The organism is Pedobacter frigiditerrae, assembly GCF_032678705.1.
GTDB classification, from domain to species: domain Bacteria; phylum Bacteroidota; class Bacteroidia; order Sphingobacteriales; family Sphingobacteriaceae; genus Pedobacter; species Pedobacter frigiditerrae_A.
Window position 1 is genome coordinate 1,719,825 of the sequence record NZ_JAVTSS010000001.1, and the last position, 13,676, is coordinate 1,733,500.

Consider the following 13,676-nt stretch of genomic DNA (forward strand, 5'->3'; position numbering starts at 1 on the left):
TGCTAACATATCTTCACGGCTTCAATCCCTAACAGGTTAGCCAGTTTTATTAATTTAGTACTGATGTGGCCAACGCCTACCGCACAATGATGTGCAGGGCCTTGATTATTCCAATTCTCAACAAAAGCTCTTGCGCCTATAGAAAACCTATACCTGCTATTTGTATTTCCAATTTCTAAAATCGGACCAGCTACAGATTCACCTTCAGCTATTAAAAAGAATAATTTTCCCTTATCTTCTACCACAGATAGTAAAGTTACGGGGCCGTGTTTAACAGACATTTCTACAGACAAGCCACTTCCAACTTTGCCATGATAAACTTGCAAAGGTTTTACCTTAATTTTACCTTCTGCTATTGCCAAATGCCCAGGACCATCGTGGCCCATTAAAACAATGTCATCTTCAAAATCCAGGGCATAATATTCTGTAAAAGAGCCACCAACCCCAAAGCTGTCCATTATTTTCATGGCTTGTGCGTTTTTAACTTCGTACTCTCCTGCTACCGGAATGCCTTTAGCAGTTAATAGCGAATTGCCCAAAATGATAGAACTCATCGTATCTGCGTTTACATTTCCTGTACCTTTGTGGTAATAAGCCATTGAGCCTAAATCATATCTTGCTACTAGTTTATCCAATGCAACTGCAGTTCTTGCTGCCCTATCTAATTCAAATGGGATGCAAGACTCATCTATTTCAAAAACTGAGGCAAACTCAGCTAGTTTAGTGTCAATTTCAGTTTCAGCAACTTCATCACGCAAAGCGGAAAGTTCATCAGGTTCTATAATTTCTATATGGTTTCCAAAAACAGCGCATTGGAGGGTTACATCCGTATAAATATCTAACATACCACTGTAATAATTGCCCATTAAACCCAAAGTATTGTGGTTCATGATATTTGCAACCTTACTGGCTTCTACCCATTCTCCAATTTCTGTCCATATTTTTTCGTCTTCTAAAACACCTGTTACTTGTTGAAACTGAATTCCAGAACGTTTAAATACATTGGCAATTTCTGGAACTGGGCAAGCCGAGCAAAATGCCAACCATTCACCAGTCATCTTTGTTCTGTTGTTTTGCTGATTGAAATTTTTATAATCGATTGCTTTTTGCGGAGCGAGATTTAAAATAATAACAGGCACCTTTGCCCTTCTTACTACAGGCAACACGGTTGATGAAAGTGCATAGGTAGTTACATATAGGAATATCACATCAACATCGCCTTTCCTAAAATCGTGACCAGCATTAAATGCCTTCTCTGCATTGTCTACTAAACCTAAGTTTAAAACTTCAGCACCAAAACTGCTCAAACGCTTTTCTACGTCATTTACATAGCCATTTAATCGGGCTTCTAATCCTTCAAATTGTGGCCAGTAAGTATCTAATCCGATGCCGAATAATCCAATCTTTAAATTATGTTTAGTCATTTATACTGTTGTTTTTGGTAAAATTTCTTTTCTGTAGTTTGATGGAGATTTGAACATCTTATTTTTAAAAATTCTTGAGAAATAATATTCAGATACAAAGCCGTTTTGATAGGCAATTTCTGATATACTTAAATCTGTCTCACTTAACATTCTACAGGCTTTTTGTATTTTTAAATTGAGTTGATATTGCCCTGGAGATTGCCCTGTAATTTCTTTAAAGGCTTTGCGAAACCAAGCATAACTTACATTGTGATTAGCAGCCAACTCTTCAGGAGAAATATCGCTGTTTAAATTCTCGTGGATACTGTATTTTATATTATTTATTAATTGTGTTTTACGGTTGTTAGACTGGTTTTTTAGCAAAGCTGATGCATAAACTAATCCTAAAAGTTGAATGGTTAAACAAGCCGCCAATTGATTACTACCCAAACCACCAAACTTAATAGTGTCTATCAGTTGGATAAAAATGTTAATGAACTCTGCATTAAATCCCATGTGTAACAATGGCTTTTCTGGGTTAAAGCAAGCCTGATTCATTAAGTGATTAGCATAATGCCCCTCAAAGCCTACCCAATATTCTGTCCAGCCACTATCTAAATCTGGCTTAAACCGATGCCAAGTTCCAGGATAAAGGAAAAATAAAGTACCTGGTTGCACATCAACTTGTCCTATGCCCTTTGCTTCAAATGTGCCCTTGCCAGCAGCGATGTAAACCAATTGATACTCTTTTAAAACCCTACCCTTATTCCATTCAAAAAAGTAATCTTCAGGATGTTGCGCATCTGGATAAGATTTACCTGCTGGATGAATATAATGACCAACATCAAGCACTTTAATTCCCCAATCGGGTTGTGGCTCATCGGTTTCAAAATCAGATTTTATGTATTTACGAAAGGTGTCCATAATTTGGTTAGTTTAGAACATGTAACGTAAATCTAAAAAACGAATCCTCAACATTTGTTAATTGTGCTAAATAATATCAAAAAGTCTATTCAAAATAACAGATTGTACATATCGCTTTTTTGAGCTATGCAACCCTTAATAATTGCACATTTTTTTTGGTCCTAAATCCTTTATTCAAAGCATCGTGAGGTAAAAGGCAATCTACTTTCGTTTATTGTGAAATTGAAAAAGGGAGATTGCTTCGGACGATGAAAAATCGATCCTCGCAATGACGAATATTTCTCAACATTTGCTTTTCTAAAAAAGAGCCATCCATCTAAGAACGAATGGCTCTTATCACATTTAATTAGTATAACCAGGGTTTTGTATCAACGCAGGGTTTAAGCCAATGTCTGTTTGCGGAATTGGAAACAACAAATCGTGTGCATCTACAACATAAGCATCTGAGGCCAAATAAGTCAATTGCGCTCTTGTTGTTACACCAAAAGCATTAATCACAGCTACAGCATTACCAGACCTTACTAAATCGTGCCACCTGTGGTTTTCAAAAGCAAGCTCTACCCTTCTTTCATGCGCAATAATGGTGCGTAAAACCCCTTGGTCTGTTGTTGTTGTATTTAGCAAACCTGCTCTAAATCTCACTGCATTTAAAGCAGTTAAAGGAGATTTCCCTTGTTCGTTCTGTACTTCGGCCAATAACAACAAAGCATCTGAATACCTATAAATTGGAAAATTAACACTTGAGCCAGTAGTGCCAGTAAATGTATTTAGTAGGTATTTTTTAATGTATGGTACGCCAATTTTGCCGGCTGCTGGCACATAACCAACAATGCTTTTATTCGCCGAGTAAACCAATAAATCACTTCCATTATAAGTACCTTCTACTATACCAATTGAAATATCTAATCTTTTATCATTTGGCTCGAAAGTATTTATCAAATCTGTTGAAGGTGTATTCCAACCACCTGTTCCATTATTTGCTACTGCAGCACCAGTTACCAAAGCCGTGTTTGTAGAGGCTCTAGGCAAAAAGTGAGTTGGAATAATATTAGGCGTTGTACCTGTGGTTGTGCCTTCTAAATACTGAACTTCAAATAAAGATTCTCTACTGTTTTTATTGGCAACGGTAAATGCATCAGCATAATTAGTATTCAGGGCATAGCACATTGGGGCAAGGGTAAGCAATAAATCTTCTGCATCTTTCCATTTTTTCTGAGTAGCATAAACCTCGGCCAATAACATTGTTGCTGCTCCTTTTGTAGCTTCACCAGTTTGTTTGTTTGCTGTGAATACAGGATTTGAAAGTTCTGTGATGGCATCTTTTGCATCAGCAATAATTTGAGCATAAACTTCTGCTTCTGATGAACGAGGTAAAAAAGCATCATCAGCTTTGGTTACTTCTTTTAAAAACAAAGGAACACCGCCAAATAAACGAACCAATTTGAAATAATTTAGAGCTCTTAAAAACTTAGCTTGTCCGTCTATATTCGCTACTGAAGCGGCAGGAATTCCTGTAGCCGTTTTTAACCTTTCGATTACGATATTACACCTAGAAATACCCGTATAACTGTGTTGCCAAGTTGCGGCAACATAAGCATTGGTAGATGTATTTCTAAAATCTGAGATGTTTTCTCTTTCTAGATAATTTGTTCCCCTATTTGAAGGAATTGGTTGATAGATGGTATTATCTGAATGCATTTCTGAGGTGAAATAATCATTCAATAACACATCTCTAAGTGGCGCATAAGCAGCTATTACAGCCGACTTAAATTGTGCCTCGGTTTTATAAAATGTTTCATCTGTATAAGCATCTTCTGGAGCCAAGTCAAGAAAGCTTTTTTTACAAGATGTTGCCGTAAAAGTTATTAAGGCAATGATGATAAATATCTTTTTCATTTTGTAGGTGATTATTTAAATGTTGTTGAAATACCAATAGAAAATGTTCTTGGAACAGCATAGGCCTCTTCGTTAACACCAATTCCAAGTGTTGCATCTGAACCTGTTAAGTTTACTTCTGGATTTAAGCCAGAGAAACCTGTAATTACAAAAGCTTGCTGAACTGAAGCATAAACCCTAAGGTTTTTAATAACCAAATTGTCTTTAAGAGCAAATTTGTAGCCAAATGAAATGTTTTTTGCCGTTAAGTAAGAACCATCCTCTAACCACTGTGTGTTAACCGAACGCCCAATTGCTGTAGTACCAGTTTTTGTACGAGGGTAAACACCAGAACCTGGATTTTCAACAGACCTCCAACGGTCTACAACTGCTGCTAATGGTAAACGAGACCCATCCATATTGGTTTGATAAGCCCACTTAGCCGCATTTAAGATTTTGCCACCAACCGAGAAAGACATATTTATGTTTAAATCGAAGTTTTTGTAGCTGAAGTTATTCGTTATACCACCACTAAATTTCGGAGTTGGGTCACCAATGAAAGTACGGTCATTAATATCATCAATTACACCATCGCCATTTAAATCTTTCATTTTTATGGTGCCAATGTCTGATGAACCATTTGGATTTGCTGGTGTAGCTAAATACTTCGCAGAATTTGCTAAATCTGCAGCGTCTTTATATAGTCCTTGGAAAACGAAACCATAAAACTCGCCAAGGCTATGTCCAACTTGTTGGCGATAATAATCTGAGGTAACGGTTACGTTTCTTCTGATAAAACCTGGGTCGACCAAATTGTTAATGATATTTCTATCTACTGAAAAATTTAAGTTGGTATTCCACTTTAATTTGCCTGTTGTATTTGTAGAGTTAATGGTAAACTCATGACCCCAGAATTCCACTTCACCAACGTTGAATAAAATTTGAGTAAATCCAGATGCTCTTGGAATTTGTCTTTGCTGAATTAAACCGTCTGATATTTTATGGTAATAATCATAGGTGAAACTGATTCTGTTATTCAGTAAGCCTAATTCTAAACCAATATCAAACTGTTTATTTCTTTCCCATCTCAGTTCGCTATTTGCCAATCTGTTAATCGTTTGTCCTTGAGTAATTACTCCGTTAAAATCATAGTAGTAATTCCCAATTGTTGCTTGAGCATCGTAATTACCAACAAAGAAATTATTCCCTGTTATACCATAACTAGCACGTAATTTTAACATATCAATAGATTTGATACTCTTCATGAAACTTTCATCACTAATAATCCATCCTGCAGATATTGAAGGGAAATTACCGAACTGCTCGTTTTTACCAAACCTTGAAGAACCATCTCTACGAATAGCAGCTGATAATAGGTATTTCCCTTTGTAGTTATAGTTTAAACGTCCAATCGTAGACAGTAAACGGTAAGCATTATATCCGCTGGCCCCGGTTAAACTCGTTGCCGCAGATAGGTATGGAATATCATCACTTGCAAAACCAAGCCCAGTTAATGTATTACTTGTACCACTATATTCTTGAATTGAATAACCAGCCAATGCTTCGAAAGTATGGTCTTTGTAGGTTTTAGCATAGTTTAAATTTGCCTCTGCGGTATAAGAACCGTTATCTGCAGATTTACTTGTACCAGTCGTTTGTCCAGCTGTACCTGTTACTTGGCCAGACTGGAAATAATCATTTGTTTCTGCACCTTTATCAACTCCTAAATTCGTTCTCAAGCTTAGCCCTTTTAATATTTCTAAGTTCAAATAAGCGTTACCAATAATTCTGGTCGTCTTATAATCGTCTTTAGTTAGGTTCAGCGTAGCTAAAGGATTAACATAGGTAGTCATTCCAGGTGAAGCCACATTTCTAATGTAATTTCCATTGGCATCAAAGGGAGAAATCAGAGGACTTGCCTCGAAAAAGCGTTCGAACAAACCGCCCACACCATCAGTTGCCAATCTATTGTTATGGTCTATACGATAGCTTGGTGCTAAGTTAAATCCAATTTTAAGTTTGTTGTTTGCAAGGCTGATGTCTTGATTAAAACGAACCGAGTATAGTTTTGTACTTGTATTGATTACTACTCCTTGCTGTTCTTGAAAACCTGCAATTAAGGTTGATGAAGACCTTTCTTTTGAAGATTGAAGGGTCAAATCATAATTTTGAATTGGTGCAGACCTAGTTAACAAATCAAACCAATTGGTGCCTTCGCCATATTGGGTTAGGTCTGTATAGGCAGCTCTATAATCTGCCGCCACCGTATAAGCTGGGTCGTATTTAACACCATCATCCCAACGTTCTTTCATGAAAGTTGCAAATTCCCTTGCATTCATTGCTTTTGGCAATTTTCCAGTTGGGATTTTCTGAATTCCGTAATTACTGTTAAACTCAATTTTAGTTTCTCCGCCTGTGGCGTGTTTGGTAGTAATTAAAATTACACCATTGGAGGCTCTTGAACCGTATAAAGCAGTTGCCGATGCATCTTTCAGAATACTGTAACTTTCAATTTCAGAAGGATTGATGTTATTTATACTTCCTGTTATTGGTACACCATCTATTACAAACAGGGGTTGGTTATTGGCATAAAATGATGCCGCACCTCTAATACGAAATTCTACGCCCCTACCTGGCTGACCGCTACTTTGCATTACCTGCACACCAGCTACCTTGCCTTGCAATTGCTGTGCAAATTGGCCAACAGGCATATCTTGCAAACTAGCAGCGTTAATAGTGGCGATTGAACCTGTAACTTCACGAGATTTTTGCTTACCATACGTTACCGTTACTTCTTTTAGTTCTGTTGAACCTTCTAACTTAAAATTAACAATTGTTTCAGCTCCAGCTGTTGCTTTAATTTGTTTAGCAACATTTCCATAACCCACAAAAGAGGCCGTTATGGTGTAATTACCTGGTTGTACCTTTAAAGTGTAATTACCGCTGGCATCTGCAGTGGTGCCATTTTTTGTTCCGTTAATGTTTATTGAGGCAGCAGCAAGTGGCCCCATCGAATCTGAAACATTTCCTCTTATTATACTTATGGCCTCTTGGGATGAAACTGTGCCAATAGAAATAATAAAAAGGAAGACCAAACTTAACAACCTGCAAAACAGTGATTTGTAAAGATTTTTTCTCATTTTAAATATATTTAGTTAGTCTAAACTATTTGATGAGTGCTCCTTACCAGTTATGCGCCATCCTGTAGCAATTTGATATTTTTATCCCAAAAAATACATCTTTAACATTATTTTAACTTTCATTTTATGATTATTTAATATTTCTTATGAATTTCGATATGTTTCATATTAAATTATCCTACCATAAGAATTATCATAAATTCAATTAAATATCAAATAAGACAAAAGAATCATCAAATTGTACACATCTGATTTATTTACTATTTCTAAGCAAACTAGATAACCTATGATTTAAATTGATTGCCTATTTTAGCTCAAAATTCATCACCATGATTTATGCTAACAAAAAAGTAAATCTCAAAGGAAATTTAGCCCAACAGACCGCACAAATTATTGCTAACGTTACAGCCTTAGAAAGTAAAAATGTAATTAGGTTAGAAAGTGATACAGTTTTTCTATATCCGCAAATATGGAAAGATAAAATTGCTGCCATTAATTGGATAAACTGTTTACATCATTACTATTGTCTCAAAAAGCAGCTTAAGGGTTCATCACCCTTATATTTCAAAAATATAGAAACAGAAGAACTCATTGGTACGATGATAAATAAAAAACCTAAAGTTTTAATTTTTAGTTGATTATCGTAATTTTAGGTTAAATCAAATCGCTCCCATTATGACAACTGAAAAAAAACGCATCCTATCTATTGATATTTTAAGAGGATTGGTAATGGTTATCATGGCCCTAGACCACACTCGTGATTTCTTTCATGCAAGTGGTATGAGCGACCCAATGAATCCAGACGGAACAACAATACCTTTGTTTTTTACCAGGTTGATTACTCATTATTGCGCACCAACTTTTGTCTTCCTTTCTGGTATTTCTGCCTATTTATCATCGCAAAACAAAGACCCTAAGCAAGCCAGCTTATTTCTAATTAAAAGAGGTTTTTGGTTATTATTTGTAGAGATTGTTATTATCACCTTTGGCTTAACCTTTAATCCTTTTTATAATCTCGTTATCCTTCAAGTAATATGGTCTATAGGTTGGAGTATGATTTTGCTAGGTCTATTGAGCAGAATCTCTTATCGCTTGGTAGCAGTTATTGGATTGATTTTATTCTTTGGGCATAATATCCTCAACTATATTTCAATAGACCCAAAAACATTTCTTGGTAGTTTTATTGATTTAACGCTTACTACAAGAGCTCAATTCATCCCAATAGGAGACCAACATATTATAGGTGTATTTTACACTATTTTACCTTGGACAGGAGTTATGTTTGTAGGTTTTGCTATTGGCAAATGGTACAGCGCTGCGTTTGATGAAGTTAAAAGAAAACGTTATTTATTCTATTCTGGCTTAGGGCTTTTTGTATCTTTTCTAGTATTAAGGTATTTTAGCTTATACGGCAATCCAGAGCCAAGAAAAGATTATGGAGATGCCTTGAAGAACTTTTTTGACTTTTTAAACGTAAGCAAATATCCACCATCCTTACAGTATTTGGGAATGACATTAGGTCCTGCTTTAATGTTATTATCTGTTATAGAAAATGTGAAAAACAGATTTGCCAGAATAATGATGGTTTATGGCAAAGTTCCATTCTTTTATTATGTGTTACATTTTTATGTTATCCATGTTATAGTGGTTATTTGCTTTTTTGCCCACGGTTATGGGACTAAAGACATTGCAGATCCTAACATTCCATTTTTATTCCGTCCTGCAACTTTTGGATATGTTTTACCTATCGTTTATTTGATTTGGTTAAGTATTGTAGCTATACTTTATCGTCCTTGCGTTTGGTTTCAAAATATAAATCGACACATACACAATGGTGGCTTAGCTATTTGTAAAGTTTAATCAACATTATTTAAATTTGTTGATAATTAACGCTGAAGTTATTACACAATTATTACGTCTTAAGTAACCTATTTGTTGCATTTTTTGTTTCTTTGGTAAATCAAAAAATTATCCTAAAACTCAAAGCTTATGCCAGCAAAAACCAAGGTTCCACAGGGCGATATTTTATCAATAGACATTGGTGGCACCAATATTAAATCATGTTTACTAAGTCCAAAAGGTAAATTATTAACAGATTTTAAAAAAACACCTACGCCTAAAAATTCTACTCCTGAAGAAGTTTTAAAAGCTATTAAAAAACTTTGTGCCGATTTTAAAGCTTTTGAGAAGGTTTCAATCGGGTTTCCAGGCTATGTGAAAATGGGCATTGTACAAACCGCTCCTAACCTTGCAGAAAACAAATGGATAAATGTAAACTTGGCACAACAGGTGGCCAACTTATTCGGCAAACCTGTTCGTTTAATTAACGATGCAGACCAACAAGGTTTAGGCATTGTAAGTGGCAAGGGCTTTGAGATTGTATTTACATTAGGTACAGGATTTGGAACCTCATTACTATTTGACGGAGAATTATTGCCTCATTTAGAATTGGCTCATTTACCTGTTAGTAAAACCGATGATTATGATGATTTTATTGGAGATAGAGGCTTTCTTAAAGTGGGTAAAAAGAAGTGGAACAAACGTTTACAATACTTAATTGAGATATATAAAACTGTTTTTAATTACGATAAATTGTATATTGGCGGCGGAAACTCAAATGAAATCAATTTTGAACTAGAAAAAAATATCAAATTGGTTTCTAATAAAGACGGTATTAAGGGCGGAGCAAAATTATGGCTTGCCAAAGAAAAATATCATATCCATACTACATATCCTAATAAGAAATAATGACAAACATTAAATTACTCTTCTTAGATATTGGAGGTGTTCTTTTAAGCGATGGCTGGAATCATAAATCAAGAATGCTGGCCATTGAAAAATTCGACTTAGAACCTATCCAATTTCAAAAAGACCATTCTGTGGCCTTTACGTTATTCGAAAACGGAAAATTAACTTTAGACCAATACCTAGATTGCGTTGTATTTAACGCTGAACGCTCGTTCACAAAGGAAGATTTTAAACAATTTATGTTCTCTAGAACTACAGAACTTCCAGATTTTTTACCTTGGTTAGCGGAGTGGAAAAAAAGAACAGGGATTAAAATCTTTTCTATCAATAATGAAGGAAAAGAGTTTAATGATTATCGAATTAAGAAATTCAACCTTCATCAAGTATTCGATGCATTTATTTCATCATGTGAAGTAGGATTCTCAAAACCAGACCCTTCAATTTTCAAACTTGCACTAGGCATTGCGCAAGAAGAAGCTCAACACTGCATGTATTTTGACGATAGGGCAATTCACGTTTCAATTGCTAAACAATTAGGCTTTAATGCTTTCGTACACAAAGAATTTGAAGAAAGTAAAACAATTTTAGAAAGTATAAATAAATCATAAAATGAGTAACGATAAAAAAGCTACGTTCGCTTTCGGAATGGTTGGTTTAGGAACCATGGGGCGCAACTTGCTATTAAATATGGCCGATAATGGCTTTGCTGTAACTGGATATGACAAGAGCGAAAAAATGCTCCAAATATTTGAAGAAGAAGGTAAAGCACATGACCTTAAAGGATTTTCAGATATACAAGAGTTTGTAGATAGCTTACAAAGTCCACGTACTATTATTTTATTAGTACCTGCCGGAGCCATTGTTGACAGTGTAATTTCAGAACTACAACCATTATTAACCAAAGGCGATATCATCATCGACAGTGGAAACTCTTACTTTACTGATACGAGCAGAAGATCTATTGAATTAGCCGAAAAAGGAATTCATTTCTTCGGAATGGGTATTTCTGGAGGTGAAGAAGGAGCTAGATTTGGTCCGAGTATGATGCCTGGTGGAGATAAACAAGCTTATGCTGTAGTTAAGGATATGTTAGAGGCTGTTTCTGCAAAAGCAAATGGCGACCCTTGTGTAACTTACATTGGTCCAGGTGCTTCTGGTCACTTTGTTAAAATGACACATAATGGTATCGAATATGCAATTATGCAATTATTAGCAGAGGCTTACGAAATCATGAAAAATGGTTTAGATTATGATAATGACCAAATCCAACAAGTTTTCGAGAAATGGAACAATGGTCGTTTAAAATCATTTTTAATGGAAATTACCAAAGATGTTTTCTTATTTAAGGATGTGAAAACTGGTAATTTATTAGTGGATGAAATTAAAGATGAAGCAAAATCTAAAGGAACTGGAAAATGGACTTCACAAGTTGCAATGGATGTTGAAACACCAATTCCAAGTATAGATGCGGCTGTTTCCACTAGAAATCTATCAAAACTTAAGAAATTAAGAGTTCAGCTTGAAGAAGCTTACGGTGCTTCAGAAAAAATTAAAGCCAGTGCAGATTTTATTGATGATTTAGAAGAAGCATTCTATTTTGCAATGGCGAATGCCTATGCACAAGGAATGCACTTATTGTGGAAAGCATCCATAGAATATAAATACGAATTAAACTTATCTGAAATCGCCAAAATCTGGCGTGGTGGTTGTATCATTAGAGCAGAATTTTTAGAAGATATTTATCAAGCTTATAAAAAACAGCCAGATTTAGAGCATTTATTTGCCGATGCTGGTGTTCAAGCTAAAATCAAAAAAAGTTTAAAAGGTACAAGAAATGTGGTTTCATCTGCAATTAATGCTGGTATTGCCACTCCTTGTTTCACTTCTGCCCTAACCTATTTTGACACATTAAAAACTGGCAGAATGCCTTCTAATTTAACACAGGCTCAAAGAGATTTCTTTGGTGCACATACTTTTGAAAGAATTGATAGCGAGGGAATTTTCCACGCAGATTGGAATCAAAAGAACTCATAATCCCTATTAAAATGAAGAAAAAAAGTAAACTTAATCCAACCATATTTGTAATTTTTGGTGGCACAGGAGATTTAAATAAAAGAAAACTCGCCCCTGCCTTATATAACTTATTTACGGAAGGTTATATGCCAGAAAAGTTTTCAATAATTGGTACTGGAAGAACAAAATTTACTGATAAAAAATATCAAGAAGTTATTTTAGAAAATGTAAATCAATTTTCTAGAAATGGCAAGGTTAAAAAAGAAAATTGGGATAGTTTTGAAGAAAATATCCATTACTGCTCAACAGATGTTACTGTTCCAGAAACATTTGAAGGTTTAAAAACAGAGATCGAAAAGTATCAGTCTGAATTTGGCGCTGATACTCAGGTTATATTTTATCTAGCGGTTGCACCAAATTTCTTCCCATTAATTGCAGAATGTTTATGCAAATATAAATTAACTCAGAATGAAGATAATAGCAGAATTGTAATAGAGAAACCGTTTGGTAATGATTTAGAAAGTGCCAAAGAACTAAATTTATTGTTGAGCAAAATCTTTACTGAAAAACAAATCTATCGTATAGATCATTATTTAGGTAAGGAAACAGTTCAGAACATGATGGCTTTCCGCTTTGCGAACTCGTTATTTGAGCCATTGTGGAATAGAAACTACATAGAACACATACAAATTTCAGTTACAGAGCAATTAGGCGTTGGAGACCGTGGTGGTTATTACGAAGGAGCGGGTGCATTAAGAGACATGATCCAAAATCACTTATTGCAATTGCTTTGTTTAGTTGGAATGGAAGCTCCTATTTCGTTTAATGCAGATGAAATTAGAGATAGAAAAGTTGAGGTTTTAAGAGCAATGCGCCCATTTAAACCTGAAGAAATTAGTTCAAATGCAGTTAGAGGTCAGTACAGCAAAGGTTGGGTAGAAGGAAAAGAAGTACCAGGATATAGACACGAAACAGGTGTTGACCCTCATTCAAATACAGAAACCTTCGCAGCCGTTAAATTTTTTATAGATAACTGGCGTTGGCAGGGAATTCCTTTTTACCTACGTACCGGAAAAAGGATGAACCAAACTTCTTCAATTATTACTATCCAATTTAAGGATGTTCCCCATCATATCTTTTCATCAAGAGCTACAGAAACTTGGCAACAAAATCGCCTAATTATTAGCATTCAGCCAGAAATGAGTATTCGTTTACAAGTTCAAGCGAAAAGACCTGGTGTTAAAATGGTTTTAAATCCTGTTGATATGGTATTCGATTACAAAGGAACTTATGATACTGATACACCTGAGGCTTACGAAACCTTGCTTTTAGATGCAATGAATGGCGACCAAACTTTATTTATGCGTGGCGACCAAGTAGAAGCGGCATGGGAATTAGTTATGCCAATCATCAATACTTGGGAAAGCAAAAAATCACTAAACTTCCCTAACTACCCAGCAGATAGCTGGGGACCAGAAGATGCTGAGGCACTAATTGCTAAGGATGGTTTCCACTGGTTTACTTTGCCTTTAAAGGATAAATAATATTTTTACCGCAAAGAGCACAAAGAATT

Annotated in this window: 10 protein-coding genes; 6 read left to right on the forward strand and 4 right to left on the reverse strand. The window is 35.4% G+C overall.

The annotated features are described in order from the left end of the window. Positions 1-2: 2 nt before the first annotated feature. The 4 genes from R2Q59_RS06830 to R2Q59_RS06845 form a co-directional block, all read right to left on the reverse strand. A complete protein-coding gene (locus R2Q59_RS06830) occupies positions 3-1,424 on the reverse strand; it encodes an arabinose isomerase (protein WP_316784664.1) in 1,422 nt (473 codons plus the stop codon). Continuing rightward, complete coding sequence (locus tag R2Q59_RS06835) at positions 1,425-2,327, reverse strand: AraC family transcriptional regulator (protein ID WP_316784666.1); 903 nt, start codon at positions 2,325-2,327, stop codon at positions 1,425-1,427. A gap of 342 nt (positions 2,328-2,669) precedes the next feature. Next, a complete protein-coding gene (locus R2Q59_RS06840) occupies positions 2,670-4,223 on the reverse strand; it encodes a RagB/SusD family nutrient uptake outer membrane protein (RefSeq protein ID WP_316784668.1) in 1,554 nt (517 codons plus the stop codon). Between the two features lie 11 nt (positions 4,224-4,234). Next, positions 4,235-7,342 carry a TonB-dependent receptor gene (locus R2Q59_RS06845; protein WP_316784669.1) on the reverse strand — a complete coding sequence of 1,036 codons (3,108 nt, stop codon included), beginning with the start codon at positions 7,340-7,342 and terminating at the stop codon, positions 4,235-4,237. Positions 7,343-7,671: 329 nt separating this feature from the next. Between R2Q59_RS06845 and R2Q59_RS06850 the strand changes: the two genes are divergently transcribed. The 6 genes from R2Q59_RS06850 (at position 7,672) to zwf (ending at position 13,647) form a co-directional block, all read left to right on the forward strand. Further along, a complete protein-coding gene (locus R2Q59_RS06850) occupies positions 7,672-7,980 on the forward strand; it encodes a hypothetical protein (RefSeq protein WP_316767237.1) in 309 nt (102 codons plus the stop codon). Between the two features lie 37 nt (positions 7,981-8,017). Continuing rightward, on the forward strand, positions 8,018-9,202 hold the full coding sequence (locus R2Q59_RS06855; RefSeq protein WP_316784671.1) for a DUF1624 domain-containing protein: 1,185 nt from the start codon (positions 8,018-8,020) through the stop codon (positions 9,200-9,202). Positions 9,203-9,331: 129 nt separating this feature from the next. Beyond that, on the forward strand, positions 9,332-10,090 hold the full coding sequence (locus R2Q59_RS06860) for an ROK family protein (protein WP_316784673.1): 759 nt from the start codon (positions 9,332-9,334) through the stop codon (positions 10,088-10,090). Beyond that, on the forward strand, positions 10,090-10,698 hold the full coding sequence (locus R2Q59_RS06865) for an HAD-IA family hydrolase (protein ID WP_316784674.1): 609 nt from the start codon (positions 10,090-10,092) through the stop codon (positions 10,696-10,698). Before R2Q59_RS06860 ends, R2Q59_RS06865 begins: the two co-directional genes overlap by 1 nt. Position 10,699: 1 nt before the next feature. Next, positions 10,700-12,124, forward strand: a complete 1,425-nt coding sequence (gndA, locus tag R2Q59_RS06870) for an NADP-dependent phosphogluconate dehydrogenase (RefSeq protein WP_316784676.1) — start codon at positions 10,700-10,702, stop codon at positions 12,122-12,124. Between the two features lie 11 nt (positions 12,125-12,135). Continuing rightward, on the forward strand, positions 12,136-13,647 hold the full coding sequence (gene zwf / locus R2Q59_RS06875; protein WP_316784678.1) for a glucose-6-phosphate dehydrogenase: 1,512 nt from the start codon (positions 12,136-12,138) through the stop codon (positions 13,645-13,647). Positions 13,648-13,676 lie beyond the last annotated feature (29 nt).

Excerpts from the sequence above, each read along its gene's own strand:
- R2Q59_RS06850 (WP_316767237.1), top strand. The coding sequence starts at position 7,672 with ATGATTTATGCTAACAAAAAAGTAAATCTCAAAGGAAATTTAGCCCAA.
- zwf (WP_316784678.1), top strand. The coding sequence starts at position 12,136 with ATGAAGAAAAAAAGTAAACTTAATCCAACCATATTTGTAATTTTTGGT.
- R2Q59_RS06835 (WP_316784666.1), bottom strand. The coding sequence starts at position 2,327 with ATGGACACCTTTCGTAAATACATAAAATCTGATTTTGAAACCGATGAG.
- R2Q59_RS06860 (WP_316784673.1), top strand. The coding sequence starts at position 9,332 with ATGCCAGCAAAAACCAAGGTTCCACAGGGCGATATTTTATCAATAGAC.
- R2Q59_RS06845 (WP_316784669.1), bottom strand. The coding sequence starts at position 7,342 with ATGAGAAAAAATCTTTACAAATCACTGTTTTGCAGGTTGTTAAGTTTG.
- R2Q59_RS06865 (WP_316784674.1), top strand. The coding sequence starts at position 10,090 with ATGACAAACATTAAATTACTCTTCTTAGATATTGGAGGTGTTCTTTTA.
- gndA (WP_316784676.1), top strand. The coding sequence starts at position 10,700 with ATGAGTAACGATAAAAAAGCTACGTTCGCTTTCGGAATGGTTGGTTTA.
- R2Q59_RS06830 (WP_316784664.1), bottom strand. The coding sequence starts at position 1,424 with ATGACTAAACATAATTTAAAGATTGGATTATTCGGCATCGGATTAGAT.
- R2Q59_RS06855 (WP_316784671.1), top strand. The coding sequence starts at position 8,018 with ATGACAACTGAAAAAAAACGCATCCTATCTATTGATATTTTAAGAGGA.
- R2Q59_RS06840 (WP_316784668.1), bottom strand. The coding sequence starts at position 4,223 with ATGAAAAAGATATTTATCATCATTGCCTTAATAACTTTTACGGCAACA.